We start from the raw sequence: 16,050 nt of genomic DNA, 5'->3' as shown, positions 1-16,050 counted from the left end.
TGCCTTAAGCGACTAGTTTATGTACTTCGTCAACCACATCCGATACCGTGCGTACCTGCTTAAAGGCTTCAGGTTCGATCTTTTTACCGGTGATTTCACGCAGCTTCACGACTAAGTCGACGGCATCAATGCTATCGAGATCGAGATCTTCATACAAGCTAGCTTGCATGGAGATATCATCGGCTTCAATTTCAAAGTCGTTTTCTAAAATGCCACGTAATACGTCGTAAATTTCAGCAGCGGTTTTCATGTCTTCTTCACTCTTAGGCGTTGTTGCGGGATTGTTCGATAAACTCGGCGAGCGCATTAATTGAGGCAAAATGCGCTTTGGTTTGCTCTGAATTGGCATCAATTTTCACATTAAACTCTTTTTTAATCGCCAAGCCGAGTTCTAAAGCATCGATGCTATCTAGACCAAGGCCGTCAACAAACAAAGGTTCGCTGTCATCAATGTCATCAACGCTGACATCTTCCAGGTCTAAACTGTTTATAATTAGTTGTTTTAGTTGTAATTTTAACTCATTCATAATTTTTCTACTTGGTTATGAAAATAGGTTTGCAAATACCGAGTCAGCGCGCGCGATTGCACACTTACCGGTTGTTCATCTTGCAGCCATGGCTGCGGCTGCTCTTGGGCAACTTGCAGATGCATGTGCGCTTTCACGGGCGCCACTCGATACCAAGGCACCCCTTTAGTTAAAGTGCTCGGCTGCATTGTAATTAACACCGCCCTTATGGGACATTGTGCTCGTAAAGCAATATTTGCCGCTCCACGCTTAAAACTGTTCAGTCTGCCACCGTGAGAGCGCGTACCTTCCGGAAATATAATGAGGTTATTACCTTGTGCTAAAGAACGCTCACAGTCTTCGAGCAGACCTTGTGGGTCGGCATTACTTATATAGCCAGTGCTTTTTATCACGCCACGCATAAACGGGTTTTTAAATAAGTGGGCTTTAACGACACAATCAGCATTGGGAATGGCAGATATCAGCACCACTACGTCAATGAGGCTGGGGTGATTAGCCAACACCAACTCCCCTTTTAGCGTTTTCAGCACCTGTTTGTCATACACGTGAAAACCAATAACGCCCAAGGTATCCATCAATGCCACGAAGAAGCGAAAGCTATAATGCACCACTTTTCGAGCCCGAGCTTGACGCACATGTGGGTCTTGATAACACACACGCTGCAACGGGAAGACCAATACACTGAGCACGACACCGCCAAGACCAAAGACACTGAAACAAAAACCAGTGCATAGCACACGCCAACAATAGTTCAATTTACCGAGCATAATGCCAACGCCACTTTCCTATATCTATCGACTGATTGTGGATTGCGGCGTGCGCAAACCGTAACGCCGATAAAGACGGTTCTGGTTGAGCATCAAGCAACTCTTGAAGGTCATAGCCATGCCCATTGATATTTTTTTTCAGTACTAAGGCAACACAATGATCCACCTGTTCTTCGTCAGCGTATTGCGCGTATATGTCAGGGAGTGCCCTATCCACATGAAGAAGTAAAACACGCTCAGTATCACCACTGTGTAACTGCAAGTAAGCTTCGATGAGCGCACTTGAGAAAGTGCTCCGACCACCTGCAATCGCACTTACTGCAGCGGTATTGTTTGTTAGTATTGATAACAAACCGGAAACTGCATTATGTACGGAAAGACCAAATTGAGTTGGCGATAATGGCTGCTGCTCAACTAATTGCTCGAGTAAGTCAGACGTTTTGTGTAAATCGCCGTGACGCGAGGAGAACACAACAGGCATTGCGTGTGCATCTGTATTTACCATGTTGGCACAGCTAAGCGCCATTTTCGCAAATAAGCTCAGACGCCGGCGCTGCATCGGCTTCACCCAGCTGACATCAATGTCGCTGTTAATTGTTGCCAAAGAAGCAATAACGTCTGTCATTGCTGGGTCTTTGACCTGCGCCGTCGGCGGCACATACATCGCTAACTTTTCAACAGCACACTTCATCGCTAAAGTCCGTTTTCCACAAGGGCGCAAATAGTACTGGATTGTTATTTAAATAGCAAAAAATGTAGCACTAATTAACTGCAGGTTAAGGGAGTGGAGTGTCCAAGCAGTGCCCCAGCTATTGCAGGTTATCGACAAAGAAGTGAATGGCGAGTGCGCAACGCGCACTCTAGCTTTTAGCTTGGTTGCTTTAGATATAGACGACGGCTTGTTTATCTATCATTTCCGGCTGCGCATCGCCAACTAGCTCACCGCGTTGCAATTGCGCCATGAGCGCCTTACCTTGGGCTTGCTGCTGCTCGCTCAGTGGCACATATGGAAGTCTAAACACCGGTTTAACCGCTGCGGTCATGGCCAACGCGGTATTGATGGCAACCGGATTGGGTTCACAAAACAGCCACTGCATGAGCGGTTTAAGCTCCTCATTGCGCTGCGGTTGTGGTGTGCGCATCAAATCACAAAATAACTCAGGTATCAGGTTGGTTGTTACTGAAATCACACCGTGAGCGTCAAACTCATGGATTGCATCGTGCGCTTCGTCGTCGTTGCCTGACCAGCAAGCAATACCCTGGCGCTCGTAGGCGGCAATACGTTCATTGCCACCGCACTCCTTGACGCCGACAAAGTTTTTATGCTCTGCAAGCGGAGTCATAATATCAGGAGTCAAATCCTGACCCGTACGCCCAGGGACGTTGTAAATAAAGGCAGGGCCAATATCAAGAAGGCGGTTAAAGTGCTCCTTCAACCCCGCCTCAGAGGTACGCCCATAATAAGGATTAATCTGCAACGATGCATGCATCCCTGTTGCGAACCCATAGGTGGTTGCTTTAATCGCTTCGCGGGTGTTGTTACTGCCAGTATTTCCGACTATCAATAACTTATCAGCAAACTGCGAAACACTGTGGGCAATAAGCATCAAGTGCTCTTCCCAATTCATCAGTTGACCTTCACCCGTCGTACCGCCGACCACAATACCATCAACGCCAGCGGCGATTTGTCTTTCAACTAGTTTATCAAAGGTGGATAAGCATACCTCACCCGTTTGTGTATAAGGCGTCTTTATCGCCGTGATCACACGAGCTTGGCGTATTTTTTCCATTGAGCGCATAGAAATAATCTCATTTATTCTTTTATAGCAACATTTAATCATATCCATCGCCGCAATGGCAGATGTCTATGACTGATAGACGTGTTTATGCTAACAAATTATACGCCTTGCATCTGAATTGCATTTGAACCACAATAACTGTACATATATACAGTTAACTAGTTTTACCAATGCATCTACTCGACTACCTTGAACAGTTCTACTATCGCGAAGAGTCTTTGTGTCAGCTGCTCGGTATCGAGCAAGAACAATTACAACACTGGCAACACTTACGCATATTTCCTCAGGCCAGCTATAGCCTTGAGAACAGTATTCAGTGCCACTCTTACCAAGGGATCTTTCCCTGCCAAGTATTTTGGCAGTATTATCCCGTAGCCATGCAAGATTGGGGCAGACAGCTGCAAAAGTCCAATATTGAAAGTGCTAGCACGGCATTTATTCTGTTTGCTCAACGTGCGCAGGGGGCGTTACAAAACTTGCAACAAGACGGCGTATTCATTGATGAGAGTTATACCGAAGACTTTGACGAGCGCCTCACACACCTTTGGCAGCAATTTCTCACTGGTCAATTCGGCACACAAACTCGCAATGGGCAAATAGAAGAAATCATGCAAATGGATGCATTGCGTTATAGCATTGATACGATTACTGAGGGACTCACTGCTCAGGCTCTAGACAAAACCCAACGTCAACAGTTACACCCTGTTATGAAGCAGTTTTCCAAAGTGTTGATTCAGCCGCCAAGTCATGAATATGACCAGTCTTTGCGTGCTCGCTATCTGGATAAATTGACCATGAAGTACGATTTATCAGTAAAAATGTAGAGTGGCTGTGCTACATCACGTGCTTACAAGTATTAGCATCAGGTCAGTACGCCTTTATATAACTTGGCGCGCTCAGCCCTGTTTATTTGCTAATGAGGGTGCAACATAACGCACCCGCCTCTACTAAAACAGCTCTTCAATGCTAAACATCACTGTGCATGGCTTCTGGCCTGCGCGTTGTAATAAACACGTCAAACAAATGAGAATTAGTTGCAACAACCTTAATCAAGTGATATGTTATCACATAATTAAGGAGGTATTGCTATGAAACCTAATATTCACCCTCGCTACCAAAAAGTGGCCTTTCATGATACATCAGCTGATCAATACTTTGTGATTGGTTCAACCATTCACACTGACAGAACCGTAACCCTTGATGGCGTTTCCTACCCTTACGTCGCTATTGATATCTCTAGTGCGTCTCACCCCTTCTACACCGGCAAACAAAAAGCCGTAGGTAAAGATGGTCGTATTGCCCAGTTTAACCGTCGTTTTAAAGGCTTAGGAGCAAGAAAATGAAAGTATTGAGCTCGTTAAAAAGCGCCAAGAGTCGCCCCGGTGCGCAAGTGGTAAAACGTCGCGGTCGCGTATTCGTTATTTGCAAATCCAACCCTCGCTTTAAAGCAGTGCAAGGAAAAGGCGGCAAGAAGCGCAAATAATGTAAAAGTGGTGCGTAAATAGCCAATTGACTGTTTACGTACCAGTCTAAACTTTACTGTTTGTGGCCCTATGCATACACTTAAATCTCTTCCGCTATTGCATGGTCACAATGAAGTATCTTCTGTTTACACTGCTCTGTTATATCGCCCTCGCCTTTATCAGCCCCCAAGTCGAGGCGCAAACTGCATCACCAGCGCTAAAAGTCTACTTTGTGAATCCCGGTCATCAATTTAATAATGCCACGGGTTTGTTTTGGCGTGATGTGAGCTCTGCCATGAACAGCGTCGCAGAAGATTTAAATATCGAATTGACGGTGAGTTACGCCAACCGAAACCACATCTTAATGAAGTCGCAGCTACGCCAAGCAATGAGCAGTGATGCCGACTACCTTGTTGTGGTTGACGAAAAGAAGGCGGTAACACAGTGGCTCAATGGCTCTCCCGAAATCACCAAGCCTATTTTGTTTATATTTAACGCCCCAGATGACGAGGTATTAGAAACTAAACCACAATGGTTCATTGGTTACCTTGCCCCCAATAACTTCGACGCAGGCTATCAGTTGGCAAATGCTTTATACCACATTGCGAAGTCGCGCTTTGCTCATGGCACAACCCTCAACTTATTAGCTCTGCATGGAGATTACAGCACTGACTCGGCAATCAGCCGCAAGCATGGCTTAGAACTTTTCTTACGCCAGCACCACGATATTAAGTTAGTACACAGCGATGTCGCTAATTGGTCTCAAGAGGAAGGGTTTCGAAAAAGTATCCGAGCCTTAGCCCGGTTCAAAGAAATTAATATGGTGTGGGCGGCCAATGACCCCATCGCCAACGGTGTTGTCCGTGCTGCCCGTAATGCTCGGGGAGAGACGCAGCCTGTTATCGGCGGTATCAATTGGGACAAGGTCCCAAGCAATGTCAGTGCAGATGTATCTGTCGGCGGGCATGTACTGCTCGGAGCCGCTGCGCTTATTGCTCTTTACGACGCCCATATACTTGAGCGGCCCTTCGACTCTGATGCCAATTACCCAATATTCGCCGCCAATGATCCGCAATTTACGCCCCTTATTAATGCGTTGCACAATAAGGGACTAGGGGATATCGACTTTACTCGGTTTAGCAAAACTGCAGCGCAACCGTTAGATTTCACTTTATCCAACCTCGCGCAATGCTTAGCATCGCGCTGCCCTTAAAAACGAGTATTAATCGTTAGCCGAACAATAGCTCCCAGAAGCCTGGCGGTTCATGCAGCTCATGATACTTTTTACGCAGCGTATCGATGTCTTTAAGAGTTTCACGGGCAGCCTCAAGTTGCCCTTGAGCAAGTTGTTGCTCAGCCGAGGCTATACGCTCAAGCACCTTATCCAACCCCTGTTGAGATTGCTCTACTGCTTTTGAGAAGCGTGCTCGTTTGGCCTCTTGTACAAGCTCTTTCAGGTCCTTCAGAGCATTACTCATGATTGTCGGTTGCTGCGCCTTCATTGCTTGTTTGTAGCTATGGCCCATGTTTTTCATCACCGCTTCAAGGTCGATCTGCTGAGATTGAGCCTGGGACAAACATGGCAAAGTAAATAAAATAAGGGCGCCGAAGCGCTTTAGTAATGGCAACATAGTTACATCTCTTGTCTTTTGAGTCGCTATTGTACCGATGCATCGACAGGACACAAGCGCCCTGTCAATCCCCTTTACACTTCGCCTCAAGCACTGTCGGTTCACTGTCTGGCTGGGCGTAATGTAAGCGCCCCAGAGCGTGACCCACATGATAGCCATCTAATCCCGCCACCGCGACCGTTTGCAAGCTGTTGAGGTCGATATGGCCATCTTCAAACAAGGCCGGCTGCTTAAGTACCACCTGTTCGATTTCACCGATCAACATGATGGTACCGTTGTACTCTATTGGCTGCTCGCTTAGCAGCTTAACGCTATAACAAAGCTGACTCTCGGCCACACTGGGCGCGGGGCAATCACCAATAAATTCGGCAGTGAGGCCTGTGGCTGAGAACTCACTCTCACCTGCCGGGTACTTGGCCGATGTTTGATGCGCCTGTTGCCAAAAGGACTGGTGAACTTGGTTCAAGGTATACCAACCGGTTTCCCGAATATTGGCCAGAGTGTGGCGCTCGACCACATCCGGGCGCATGATCATCCCCACCAGCGGGGGCTGCGCTCCTAGGTGTACCACTGAGCTGACAATGGCAAGATTATACCGCCCTTGATGATCTGCAGTGCCCACTAAATTGGCACTTTTATAACCAGACAAAGAGTTAATAAAATGAGCGCGATACCGCGATGGCATCTGCTCAATATCGTGTTTACTAAAATGCATAAAAACGCTCTTTATAATTAAAATTGAATAGCAGATTTGTCCCAATCAAAGTAGCCACACTCAGGTAAGTCCTGCGTTTCCAAAGTGAGCTCACGCAGCCGCTGAGCCACAAAAGTAGGCGTAAACAGTTTGTGCTCGGGAACATTTTTTTGAAAAGGTTTAGACAGTGGTGTATCCGTGGTGCCAGGATGAAACAGCACGAACTTTGCTTGTTTGTGGGTGCGGCGCACCTCCACAGAAGCGGTCTTCACTAACATATTCAGCGCCGCCTTGGAGGCTCGATAACTGTACCACCCTCCCAATCGGTTATCGCTAATGCTGCCAACTCGGGCGCTAAAAATGGTTACCACAGACGGTTCATTACGAGGGACTAATACCGGTGTATGCTTAAGCCACAACATGGGAACAAGGGTGTTGGCTCTTATCACCTCACTGAATTGCTGTTCATTAAAGGCAGATAGGGATTTTTCTGGAGCCACGCCTTGGCCATGCAAAACGCCATTACAGATGTAGATATAGTCAAATCGCTGCCCGTTGAGCTCCTTCACCCATTCATTAATAGCCTCATCATCATAATCAACGAGGTAATGCGGGCTGCGCTCAAGTTGACTACGCGAAACCGATGTAACCTCCACCTGTTGCTGTTCAAGCTCCTCAATAAGGGCTTTCGCAATTGCGCTGGAAGCGCCGATGATCAACGCCTGTTTCATGACTTGGGATTGCGACATTGGTTATTCGCACACTGACTAGGCATTAATAGCCGAGAAACAGGGAGGCGATAACGAGCGAAGAGTCGGTAAGCGATATCCGCAAACCATTTAATGACCGGCCAGCGTAAAACAGCCAGCCATCGCATCTTGCCGACTTGTCGCCACACTCGCACTGTGGCATCTAAACCGAGGTACAATTGCCCCTGCTCGTCCACAGCATGCAAAATACGATTAGCGGCGCTGAATTGCACCTGCGGATAAGCGGCCATGGTTTGACTATCGTGAATATCAACGAGTTGAACTTCATCTCGCAGATCCGCTTTTTTTAATTTTCTCATTTCCGCCACACACAGCGGACATTGCGCATCATAGAATAAGGTGATCATACTTACCTCCGCAATCAAATACGCACCATAGATGGGAGAAGATCAAAAAAGCCCTTGGCCGGAGCTCAAGGGCTTGTGTGATGCGTTGGCATCTATCAGTTAACTAGCATTACGCAACGTCGTGGTTTCGCCATCGGCGCGCTCACCATTAGGGGTTAATAAGTTCATATCGTAATCAAACTCATCAACACGAATAGCCAGCTCACGCTTATTGTTATAGTCAATCAGTGACGCGTACTGCTGCGCGTCAATAACACTTGCCGCTAACGCATTGTCGAGAGTTTCGCTAAAGCGCACGCCCGAGCGGATCTGCTTCGACTTAATAGCCTTGCGCACTTTCGCTAGGCTGTCTAGGTTAGCCAGTTTTGCTTTGTAAGCTTGCTCATTAATGTCATGGCCATCACCTGGCGTTGGCTTAACGAGATGCGTCAGTTGCGCTTTAATATTGGTATCAAGCTGTGCTTGCTTCGCCAGCTCACGTACCAACTCGTCGCCGATAGCAGGCATTTTGTAGCCATACTGCCATGTCAAAAAGCGCATGAACTTACGCGTGCCAGACGCAGGGAAGTTATCCAAGAATGCATGCAATGCCTTTTCCGCCTGCTGCAACGCCCAACGAGTTGCATAGTGGAAGTAAGGAGCCGCTTGCTCTCTATCCTCAGCACTGACTTTTTGCTCATAGTATTTAATGGATGCCATAGCTGCATACATGTAGCTCATCACATCACCTAAACGCGCTGACAACATTTCTGCTTGCTTAAGCTTGCCACCCAACACCAATAGCGAGAAATCGGCGTATACTGCTAAACGAGAGGATAGCTTATGCACCGCTTTTTCATATTCACGCACCTCTGCCAAGTTTGACTGACTTGACGCAGTGAACGGGAGCATGCCGTGCTTAAATGCACGAAGTGCGTTTGCTGTGCTGTAACCCACAGTTTTGCGCAAGATGCGATTGAACGTCGCGTCGGCATCTTTTTCCTGTGAGTGAATCGCCTCAACCATGTTTTGCAGGTACGGGTGACAACGCATTACACCTTGACCAAAGATCATCAGGTTGCGCGTCAAAATGTTTGCGCCTTCAACGGTGATAGCGATAGGCTGCGCCACAAAGCCGCTAGCTAGGGTGTTTTGCGGGCCGCGTTGAATCGCTTTACCGGCCTGAATATCCATTGCTGAATTAAGCACATCGCGACCAATTTCAGTCATGTGGTATTTGGCAATCGCGGTTACCACTGATGGCTTCAAGCCCATGCCAAGTCCTTCGGTGGTCAGCACTCGCATGGCTTCTTGCAAGTAAGTTTTACCAGCAATATCCGCGAGTTTTTCCTGGATACCCTCAAATTGGCCAATAGCCAAGCCGAATTGCTCACGCACAGCGGCGTATTCAGCTGCGCCTTTAAAGGATACTTGCGATACCGATACGCCCAGTGCAGGTAGTGAAATACCGCGCCCTGCGCCTAAACAGCTCACCAGCATTTGCCAACCACGACCAATATTCTGTTGTCCGCCGATGATGAACTCCATCGGGATAAAGACTTTCTCGCCGCGTGTCGTGCCATTATAAAAACGCACGCCCATCGGGTCGTGACGGTTACCTAATTGCACGCCAGGATGGTCATGAGGAATAAGCGCACAAGTGATACCTAGGTTTTCTTTGCCACCGAGTAGGCCATCAGGGTCTACCACTTTGAACGCCAAACCCAGTACAGTCGCGATAGGGGCTAAGGTGATATAACGTTTGTCCCAAGTGACCTCAAGACCCAGTACTTTCTTACCTTCAAACTCACCTTCTTTAACCACACCAATGTCTGGGATACCACCGGCGTCAGAGCCGGCCTCAGGGCTAGTTAACGCGAAGCAAGGAATGTCGCGGCCATCAGCTAGGCGTGGCAAATAGTGATTTTGTTGCTCGTCAGTGCCGTAGTGAAGCAGTAACTCACCTGGGCCTAGAGAGTTAGGCACCATGACTGTCACTGCCACCGCCGAGGATTTCGTTGAGATTGTCGCAACGATGGTAGAGTTTGCATATGGGCTGAACTCTAAACCGCCAAACTTTTTCGGGATGATTAACGAGAAAAAGCGCTCTTTTTTAAGAAATTCAAGAATATGCTCAGGGAGATGATTACCGGATTGGATTTCGGTCTCATCAATCATCTCAAGCAATTGCGCCACTGGGCCGTCGAGGAATGCCTGCTCTTCGGCACTCAAGGTTGCCGCTGGCACATCGCGCAGGGCAGCAAAGTCAGGTTTACCCCGGTAAATCGAGCCCTCTAACCAAACATCACCAGCGTCTAGCGCCTCTTGCTCGGTAACAGAAATACTCGGAAGGATTTTTTTCAATTTAGTACGTAAGCTCATAACCAACTCATCAGACCAGTTAATTTACCCACTATTACGGCATAAAAATACAAACAGATCAATTGGTCCAACCAGTTTTTTAACAGAAATTTTAATTCCCGTTTAAGTTGATGCAATTAACGTATTGAAATTAAATGGCTTTAAGCGCACAGTTGTACGCTGAATTTTTTTGTTATTTATCTTGGTATCGGCTGAGACGAAAAAGCAGGCGGGCTGTAAATCAAAACAATACCCAAACGCTCGGATAGTTAAGATAAGGAAAAGGCACAGAGCCTGTGCTAGAAGGCACCGAATTTTACCGGGAGCAACTGTGCTAACACATCAGGTGCAATTGCCAGCTCAACGCCCCGCTTGCCTGCGCTGACATAAATACGTGGTTGTTGTAGTGCACTTTGATAAACAAAGGTCGGCAAGCGCTTTTTTTGCGCAAATGGGCTGACTCCCCCAAGCACATAGCCGGTAATACGCTCAACTTCACTCGCACTGGCCATCGCCACCTTTTTACACCCCACTAATTTTGCCAGCGCTTTGGTATCGACCGTGCGATTGACTGTCGTAATGGCGACAACATAGTCATTATTCGCGGTTTTAAGAACCAAGGTTTTGAACACGCTTTCACAATCTAGAGAGAGCTTGGCAACGACTTCCTGACCGTAATTGTCAGCCTGAGGGTCATGGCTAAAACTGAGCAACTCGTATGCGTGTTTGTGCTTTTCTAATAGAGTCACAGCGGGGGTCATAGTGTGTCCATATCTTTATCATCTGTAACTTAAAGCATACTGCGGGGTTAGTTCTTTGTCTATGTTTCAGAACCTAGCTAACTATATGATAACAAGGCTCTTATGTTAATTCTCTGTAACTTTAACCTAAGTTTCATAAAAGCTTCGTTAGGATGTCATGAAATCACTCATAAGGGGTTGTCTGCATATTGATTAAGTGCGTCTCGAGGGATATGATAATAGCTATCATTTACACTTATACTTTTCGGTAATCTAATTATGAAAACATGGTCACACTCTATAAAACTCGCGGGCCTTGGCCTTGTTCTAGCCTCTGCCGTAGCCACTCAACCAGCCTTTGCAAACGGTCCAATTGGTGAGCACGTAAATCACCTACAGGAAAACTTAAAAGACTATTCAGAAGAAGTTGAATGGATGGTTGGCAAGGTTGATACCTTAGTCGGAAAATATGAACAGCAAGGCAAGAAGTCAGTAAACAGTGATGAGCTCATTGAATACTGGGAATCGGTTAAGTTCCACAGTGCCATTGAAACTAATTATGTGCCGGTTTATGCCTCGATTTGGCAAGGTTTGTATGGTGTAAAAATGGCCATTGATAATGGCGAACCTAGCAGCAACGTGCGTACCCAGCAACAAGCCATGAATGCAGCCTTGTGGCAGGGTCTTGGGGCTGTTAAACTTGCCGCGCAGTACCAACAAAAAGGCTTGCTTGAGAGCGTTGAAACCACAGCAACGGAGTCCATGACCCAAAGTGCCACCATTGTTGAAATCAAGCACAAATTGGACCGCGTCGTTGCCAAATACGCAGAGCGCCTTAACGAAGAAGCGACCAGCATTGTCCACGATACCTACTTGCACCTTTTTGAAGGCGTAGAGGGTACGCTGATTGAGCAAGACGCTAACCTCGTTGAAGTACTAGAAAAAGATTTTAACGTTACGCTGCCTAAAGCCATCGCCGATGATCAAGGCGTTGATGCGGTGCGCAACGTTGTCATTGATATGCAAACAAAATTAGACCGCGCTAAGGCGTTGATTGAGAAAGCCGAAAAAGCACGTAAGGATGTATTTTAAGTGAAGCGTAGGACCTTTATTCAAGGCCTAGCTGCGTTAGGGGTGGCTGGTGCCTTGCCGCTGCCTCTGTCACGTGCATTTGCCGCGACCACAGCCAGTCCTGTTTCTGTTGATCAGTTACCGCGTTTAGAGGGGAAGCTGACGCTTTACCTTGGTCGCGGTGAAGGTGGCCTGTATGAAAACGTGTTACAAGCCATCCAAGACAAAAACCCCAAACTAGAGCTTGGGATCCGTCGTGGTCCGACTGCCGCTTTGGCAAATACTATTGTAGCCGAGGCCAAAATGGGCGTGCAGCGCGCCGATTTGTTCTGGGCCGTCGACTCTGGCGCTATAGGTCTGGTCACCGATGCAGGCTTAGCTCACCCCCTACCTGATGATCTGTCTGCCCAGCTTCAGCCCCAATTCCGTTACCCTGGTTGGGCTCCGGTGACTGGCAGGGTTCGCACTTTACCCTACAACACTGAGCGCCTAAGTGCTGAGCAGATCCCAACAGATATTATGGATATTGCCGAGAGCGACTTGAGCATCGGTTGGGCGCCCGCTTACGCTTCGTTCCAATCATTTGTCACGGCCATGCGCCTCATAGAAGGTGATGACAAAACCGCAAAATGGTTAAAGAAGGTGCAAAAACGCGCCAAATCCTACGCTGGCGAACTGGGCGTAGTGATGGCTGTTGAACGCGGTGAGGTAGATATTGGTTTTGCTAACCATTATTACACCTTAAGGTTGAAATCCGGTAAGCCCGATGCCAATTTAGCGTTAGCCTTTACCAATAATGATGCTGGCTGTTTAGTCAATGCCTCTGGTATTTTGGCTCTGAGCGAAGACCCATTAGCAGTGAACTTTATGCGCTACTTACTAAGCGCCGAAGTGCAAAGTTATCTCGCCCAGGAAGCCTATGAAATTCCACTTATAAGCGGTGTTCCGCAGCCACAAGGGTTGCCGCCACTGGCTAGTATTTCACCACCCAAAGTAGACTTAACGCAACTAGCAGATTTGCGACCGACTCTCGATTTAATGCGCGCCAGCGGTGTGTTGTAATGCGCCTACCTGCGTCTTACCCTCTAGCGCTGCTCGCGGCGCTAGTTGCCCTAACCCCTGTGTATGTGCTGCTGAGCTTAGCAAGTGACGCTAACACCCTATTTGACAGTCATAATCTCGAGATTCTCGGCAACACCTTAGCGCTAATGGCATTGACCGTGTTGGGCTCCATCCTTATCGGCGTGCCTTTGGCGTTTATAAGCGCTTATGTGCACTTACCACTGAAAAAATTCTGGTTAGTGCTGTTTGCCGCTCCCCTCGCTATCCCGAGTTATATCGGTGCATTTACCTTGTATGCCGCATTCGGTCCTGGTGGCGAAATAGAAGGGTTGTTTGGCCTGACCACCGCACCTATGTATGGTCTCAGCGGCGCAGCGATAGTGATGACCCTTTATACCTTTCCTTTTGTGATGATGACCACCCGCTCGTCGCTATTAAGCTTAGATGCCAGTATGGTCAACGCTGCGCGCACTTTAGGAATGTCCATGACCGGCAGTATTTTTAAGGTGATTTTACCGCGCGTGGTCAATGGTATCGCCGCCGGCTCGCTACTGGTGGCATTGTATACCTTATCCGATTTTGGCACCCCAGCGATGATGCGCCTGGATACCTTCACCCGCGTTATCTACGTTGAATACAATGCCTTTGGCCTAAACCGAGCAGCAATGCTGTCATTACAGTTAATGTGTATTGTTGGCTTTTTATTGTTTTTAGAGTCACAAATAAAAACCGCCACCGAGCGCCATGGTCGTGCGCTTATACTGTTCCCCAGTCGCTTGCAGTTAATGGGGTTATTTACCATTTTCACACCTATTCTGATGCTTGCTATTGGTTTGCCTTTAGCTATTTTTATGCTTTGGCTCGCCCGTGATGGCGTTGCCGATTTTGACATAAATATCGCTTGGAACTCGGCGTATGCGTCGATTATAGCCGCACTCACTGCCGTGATTGTCGCCATCCCCGTTGCCCATGCGGCACTGACCGGCAAAGCCGGGCGTATTATGGAGCGCGTCACCTACTTTGGTTTTGGTATTCCCGGAATTGTTATGGGCACAGCATTGGTTTATGGTGGCCTGCAATTACCCCTGCTCTATCAAACCCTCGCTTTATTAGTGATTGCCTATGTACTGCGCTTTCTCCCTTTAGCCGTAGGTAGCATTCGTACCAGCACTGAACATTTGGATGGCAGTTTAGTCAAATCCGCGCGTGTATTAGGTGCTTCTCCGAGGGAGGCCTTTATGCGCGTGACTTTGCCCCTGACTGCACGCGGCATTGTCGCTGGTGCTGCACTGGTATTTTTAGAGTCTATGCGCGAGCTCGAAGCAACTTTATTGCTTGGTCCAACGGGCTTTGAGACCCTGTCTACCTACCTATGGCGAGTGTATGAGGCCGGATATTTTGGTCGCGCAGCAATTCCAGGGCTACTTCTAGTAGTGATCTCCGCCGGCGGCCTCGCTATTATGCTTTCAGGCGAGAAACGCAGCAGTTAAACGTGAAGAGGAAACCTAAACATGCTATCTGTAAGTAAGCTGTCTATCGATTACGGTAGCAATCGCGTTGTCAGTGAACTCGACCTGGCCCTTGATAAAAGCGAAATTTTGATGCTCGTAGGCCCTACAGGCTGTGGAAAAAGCACGATTTTACAGGCCCTCGCCGGGCTTATTCCCATCAGTGAGGGGCAAATCGATGTTGGCAAATGGCGCGCTACCCCCACACAAACGGTGCCTCCTGAAAAGCGCAGCGTAGGTATGGTATTCCAAGATTTTGCGCTATTCCCACACTTAAGTGTGCAGCAAAATATTTGCTTTCGTTTAAAAGACCACACCCTAGCCGATCATTGGATTGACTTACTTGGCCTGCAGGCATTTCGCGATAAAAAGCCAGCCACCCTCTCCGGCGGCCAAAAACAGCGTGTTGCCCTGGCCCGCACTTTGGCGCATCAACCGGATTTTGTGCTACTGGATGAACCCTTATCAAATCTAGATGCAGCGCTCAAAGACACGCTGCGCTGGGATATTCGCAACGCTTTGAAAGAAGCCGGCGTGCCCGCTATTTGGGTGACCCACGACCAAGAAGAAGCACTCTCTGTGGGTGACCGCGTCGGGGTGCTCCGCGATGGTAAAATTCAACAGATTGATAGCCCAGAAAAATGCTTCAGCATGCCTAGCAATCGCTTTGTCGCACGATTTTTGGGCGAAGCAAGCTTTATTCGCGGACAACATCAACACCACCAAGCCAGTACCGCAATAGGAATAGCGCCAGTAGTAGGCATTGACGACAGCGCAGCGGAAGTAGACGTGTTGCTGCGCCCAGACGATGTGTTATTAGCGCAAGATGCAAACAACAACAATGGTGTTGTTACTTGGGTCAGGTTTGAAGGCGGCAGCAGACTGTGCGCGATTGAACTTCCCTGCAAAACCACGGTGACCAGCCGCGTGAGCCATGAAATGCTAGTGCGCCCTGGCGATAAAGTACATGTTTCATTAAGCACCTCACACCCATTAGCCGCATTTACAATCCAGAGTAGCACTTAGTTACGGGATAAAGTTCGCTCTCACCGCTGGTTGTGTACTAAGGTTAGTTAAGGTATACGAGCGAGTGGGTGAGAGACAATGCTGAGTCGAAATATCCGCCTTGCCAGCTTAGCGGTCGTGGCGGTGCTCCTTACGTGGCTGATTTCAGGTGAGTACGATTACTGGCAGCATCAACGTCAATGTGCAGCACGCTGCGAGCAACTAACGCGTAGCGCGCCATCCGTACACGAGGTGAGATACCACGAAGATGTGCAGTTGTGTCGTTGTTCAGACGTTACAGAACAAGCATTGCTGCTCAATTAGAT

At 48.0% G+C, this 16,050-nt stretch carries 20 protein-coding genes; 9 read left to right on the top strand and 11 right to left on the bottom strand.

Annotated elements, in window-relative coordinates:
• Positions 1-4: 4 nt before the first annotated feature.
• The 5 genes from MHM94_RS00290 to dapA all read right to left on the bottom strand — a co-directional run bounded on the left by MHM94_RS00290 (position 5) and on the right by dapA (position 3,093).
• A complete protein-coding gene (locus MHM94_RS00290) occupies positions 5-250 on the bottom strand; it encodes an acyl carrier protein (protein ID WP_022945170.1) in 246 nt (81 codons plus the stop codon).
• Between the two features lie 13 nt (positions 251-263).
• A complete protein-coding gene (locus tag MHM94_RS00285; protein ID WP_045979917.1) occupies positions 264-527 on the bottom strand; it encodes a phosphopantetheine-binding protein in 264 nt (87 codons plus the stop codon).
• Positions 524-1,294, bottom strand: a complete 771-nt coding sequence (locus tag MHM94_RS00280) for a lysophospholipid acyltransferase family protein (protein WP_235418256.1) — start codon at positions 1,292-1,294, stop codon at positions 524-526. Before MHM94_RS00280 ends, MHM94_RS00285 begins: the two co-directional genes overlap by 4 nt.
• Positions 1,284-1,985 carry a beta-ketoacyl synthase chain length factor gene (locus MHM94_RS00275; protein ID WP_235418255.1) on the bottom strand — a complete coding sequence of 234 codons (702 nt, stop codon included), beginning with the start codon at positions 1,983-1,985 and terminating at the stop codon, positions 1,284-1,286. Before MHM94_RS00275 ends, MHM94_RS00280 begins: the two co-directional genes overlap by 11 nt.
• A 190-nt stretch (positions 1,986-2,175) precedes the next feature.
• Positions 2,176-3,093 (bottom strand): 4-hydroxy-tetrahydrodipicolinate synthase, encoded by a 918-nt coding sequence (gene dapA / locus MHM94_RS00270; protein ID WP_152441663.1) that lies wholly within the window; start codon positions 3,091-3,093, stop codon positions 2,176-2,178.
• 170 nt (positions 3,094-3,263) lie between these two features.
• Here dapA and MHM94_RS00265 point away from each other — a divergent pair, with 170 nt between their 5' ends.
• The 4 genes from MHM94_RS00265 to MHM94_RS00250 all read left to right on the top strand — a co-directional run bounded on the left by MHM94_RS00265 (position 3,264) and on the right by MHM94_RS00250 (position 5,769).
• Positions 3,264-3,917: a DUF6058 family natural product biosynthesis protein gene (locus MHM94_RS00265; RefSeq protein WP_235418254.1), complete on the top strand. Its 654-nt coding sequence runs from the start codon at positions 3,264-3,266 to the stop codon at positions 3,915-3,917.
• A 264-nt stretch (positions 3,918-4,181) separates the two neighbouring features.
• A complete protein-coding gene (locus MHM94_RS00260; protein WP_022945176.1) occupies positions 4,182-4,436 on the top strand; it encodes a type B 50S ribosomal protein L31 in 255 nt (84 codons plus the stop codon).
• Complete coding sequence (ykgO, locus tag MHM94_RS00255; protein WP_235418253.1) at positions 4,433-4,576, top strand: type B 50S ribosomal protein L36; 144 nt, start codon at positions 4,433-4,435, stop codon at positions 4,574-4,576. Before MHM94_RS00260 ends, ykgO begins: the two co-directional genes overlap by 4 nt.
• Positions 4,577-4,686: 110 nt before the next feature.
• Positions 4,687-5,769, top strand: coding sequence for a substrate-binding domain-containing protein (locus MHM94_RS00250; RefSeq protein WP_235418252.1), 1,083 nt, complete (start codon positions 4,687-4,689; stop codon positions 5,767-5,769).
• 16 nt (positions 5,770-5,785) lie between these two features.
• Here the strand turns inward: MHM94_RS00250 and MHM94_RS00245 are convergent, their stop codons facing one another.
• From MHM94_RS00245 to ybaK, 6 genes are all read right to left on the bottom strand, one after another.
• Positions 5,786-6,187: a cytochrome b562 gene (locus tag MHM94_RS00245; protein ID WP_235418251.1), complete on the bottom strand. Its 402-nt coding sequence runs from the start codon at positions 6,185-6,187 to the stop codon at positions 5,786-5,788.
• Between the two features lie 64 nt (positions 6,188-6,251).
• Complete coding sequence (locus MHM94_RS00240; protein WP_045979912.1) at positions 6,252-6,902, bottom strand: flavin reductase; 651 nt, start codon at positions 6,900-6,902, stop codon at positions 6,252-6,254.
• A 17-nt stretch (positions 6,903-6,919) separates the two neighbouring features.
• Positions 6,920-7,630, bottom strand: coding sequence for an SDR family NAD(P)-dependent oxidoreductase (locus MHM94_RS00235; RefSeq protein WP_235418250.1), 711 nt, complete (start codon positions 7,628-7,630; stop codon positions 6,920-6,922).
• Positions 7,609-7,998: a DUF393 domain-containing protein gene (locus MHM94_RS00230; protein ID WP_045979910.1), complete on the bottom strand. Its 390-nt coding sequence runs from the start codon at positions 7,996-7,998 to the stop codon at positions 7,609-7,611. The genes MHM94_RS00235 and MHM94_RS00230 overlap by 22 nt, the downstream gene beginning before the upstream one ends.
• A 99-nt stretch (positions 7,999-8,097) precedes the next feature.
• Positions 8,098-10,359, bottom strand: coding sequence for an acyl-CoA dehydrogenase (locus MHM94_RS00225; RefSeq protein WP_235418249.1), 2,262 nt, complete (start codon positions 10,357-10,359; stop codon positions 8,098-8,100).
• A 278-nt stretch (positions 10,360-10,637) separates the two neighbouring features.
• Entirely contained in the window at positions 10,638-11,099 is a 462-nt protein-coding gene (ybaK, locus tag MHM94_RS00220) for a Cys-tRNA(Pro) deacylase (protein WP_152441657.1), read from the bottom strand.
• A gap of 258 nt (positions 11,100-11,357) precedes the next feature.
• Here ybaK and MHM94_RS00215 point away from each other — a divergent pair, with 258 nt between their 5' ends.
• From MHM94_RS00215 to MHM94_RS00195, 5 genes are all read left to right on the top strand, one after another.
• Positions 11,358-12,170 carry a hypothetical protein gene (locus MHM94_RS00215; RefSeq protein ID WP_235418248.1) on the top strand — a complete coding sequence of 271 codons (813 nt, stop codon included), beginning with the start codon at positions 11,358-11,360 and terminating at the stop codon, positions 12,168-12,170.
• Positions 12,171-13,211 (top strand): ABC transporter substrate-binding protein, encoded by a 1,041-nt coding sequence (locus tag MHM94_RS00210; RefSeq protein WP_235418247.1) that lies wholly within the window; start codon positions 12,171-12,173, stop codon positions 13,209-13,211.
• Positions 13,211-14,701 carry an iron ABC transporter permease gene (locus tag MHM94_RS00205; protein WP_045979906.1) on the top strand — a complete coding sequence of 497 codons (1,491 nt, stop codon included), beginning with the start codon at positions 13,211-13,213 and terminating at the stop codon, positions 14,699-14,701. Before MHM94_RS00210 ends, MHM94_RS00205 begins: the two co-directional genes overlap by 1 nt.
• A 21-nt stretch (positions 14,702-14,722) precedes the next feature.
• Positions 14,723-15,745, top strand: a complete 1,023-nt coding sequence (locus tag MHM94_RS00200) for an ABC transporter ATP-binding protein (RefSeq protein WP_235418246.1) — start codon at positions 14,723-14,725, stop codon at positions 15,743-15,745.
• A 78-nt stretch (positions 15,746-15,823) separates the two neighbouring features.
• Positions 15,824-16,048 carry a hypothetical protein gene (locus MHM94_RS00195; RefSeq protein WP_151174140.1) on the top strand — a complete coding sequence of 75 codons (225 nt, stop codon included), beginning with the start codon at positions 15,824-15,826 and terminating at the stop codon, positions 16,046-16,048.
• Positions 16,049-16,050: the final 2 nt, after the last annotated feature.

The sequence above is a fragment of the Pseudoalteromonas sp. CNAT2-18.1 genome (assembly GCF_022347865.1).
Lineage (GTDB): Bacteria > Pseudomonadota > Gammaproteobacteria > Enterobacterales > Alteromonadaceae > Pseudoalteromonas > Pseudoalteromonas ruthenica.
Note: the sequence above shows the minus strand (reverse complement) of the source record. Positions and strands in the feature narration are given on the sequence as shown.

Bases quoted from the DNA above. Each gene is read 5' to 3' on its own strand.
- MHM94_RS00200 (WP_235418246.1), top strand. From the start codon at position 14,723: ATGCTATCTGTAAGTAAGCTGTCTATCGATTACGGTAGCAATCGCGTT.
- MHM94_RS00285 (WP_045979917.1), bottom strand. From the start codon at position 527: ATGAATGAGTTAAAATTACAACTAAAACAACTAATTATAAACAGTTTA.
- MHM94_RS00265 (WP_235418254.1), top strand. From the start codon at position 3,264: ATGCATCTACTCGACTACCTTGAACAGTTCTACTATCGCGAAGAGTCT.
- MHM94_RS00195 (WP_151174140.1), top strand. From the start codon at position 15,824: ATGCTGAGTCGAAATATCCGCCTTGCCAGCTTAGCGGTCGTGGCGGTG.
- MHM94_RS00215 (WP_235418248.1), top strand. From the start codon at position 11,358: ATGAAAACATGGTCACACTCTATAAAACTCGCGGGCCTTGGCCTTGTT.
- MHM94_RS00230 (WP_045979910.1), bottom strand. From the start codon at position 7,998: ATGATCACCTTATTCTATGATGCGCAATGTCCGCTGTGTGTGGCGGAA.
- dapA (WP_152441663.1), bottom strand. From the start codon at position 3,093: ATGCGCTCAATGGAAAAAATACGCCAAGCTCGTGTGATCACGGCGATA.
- ykgO (WP_235418253.1), top strand. From the start codon at position 4,433: ATGAAAGTATTGAGCTCGTTAAAAAGCGCCAAGAGTCGCCCCGGTGCG.
- MHM94_RS00225 (WP_235418249.1), bottom strand. From the start codon at position 10,359: ATGAGCTTACGTACTAAATTGAAAAAAATCCTTCCGAGTATTTCTGTT.
- MHM94_RS00235 (WP_235418250.1), bottom strand. From the start codon at position 7,630: ATGTCGCAATCCCAAGTCATGAAACAGGCGTTGATCATCGGCGCTTCC.
- MHM94_RS00205 (WP_045979906.1), top strand. From the start codon at position 13,211: ATGCGCCTACCTGCGTCTTACCCTCTAGCGCTGCTCGCGGCGCTAGTT.
- MHM94_RS00290 (WP_022945170.1), bottom strand. From the start codon at position 250: ATGAAAACCGCTGCTGAAATTTACGACGTATTACGTGGCATTTTAGAA.
- MHM94_RS00275 (WP_235418255.1), bottom strand. From the start codon at position 1,985: ATGAAGTGTGCTGTTGAAAAGTTAGCGATGTATGTGCCGCCGACGGCG.
- MHM94_RS00240 (WP_045979912.1), bottom strand. From the start codon at position 6,902: ATGCATTTTAGTAAACACGATATTGAGCAGATGCCATCGCGGTATCGC.
- MHM94_RS00280 (WP_235418256.1), bottom strand. From the start codon at position 1,294: ATGCTCGGTAAATTGAACTATTGTTGGCGTGTGCTATGCACTGGTTTT.
- MHM94_RS00245 (WP_235418251.1), bottom strand. From the start codon at position 6,187: ATGTTGCCATTACTAAAGCGCTTCGGCGCCCTTATTTTATTTACTTTG.
- MHM94_RS00260 (WP_022945176.1), top strand. From the start codon at position 4,182: ATGAAACCTAATATTCACCCTCGCTACCAAAAAGTGGCCTTTCATGAT.
- ybaK (WP_152441657.1), bottom strand. From the start codon at position 11,099: ATGACCCCCGCTGTGACTCTATTAGAAAAGCACAAACACGCATACGAG.
- MHM94_RS00250 (WP_235418252.1), top strand. From the start codon at position 4,687: ATGAAGTATCTTCTGTTTACACTGCTCTGTTATATCGCCCTCGCCTTT.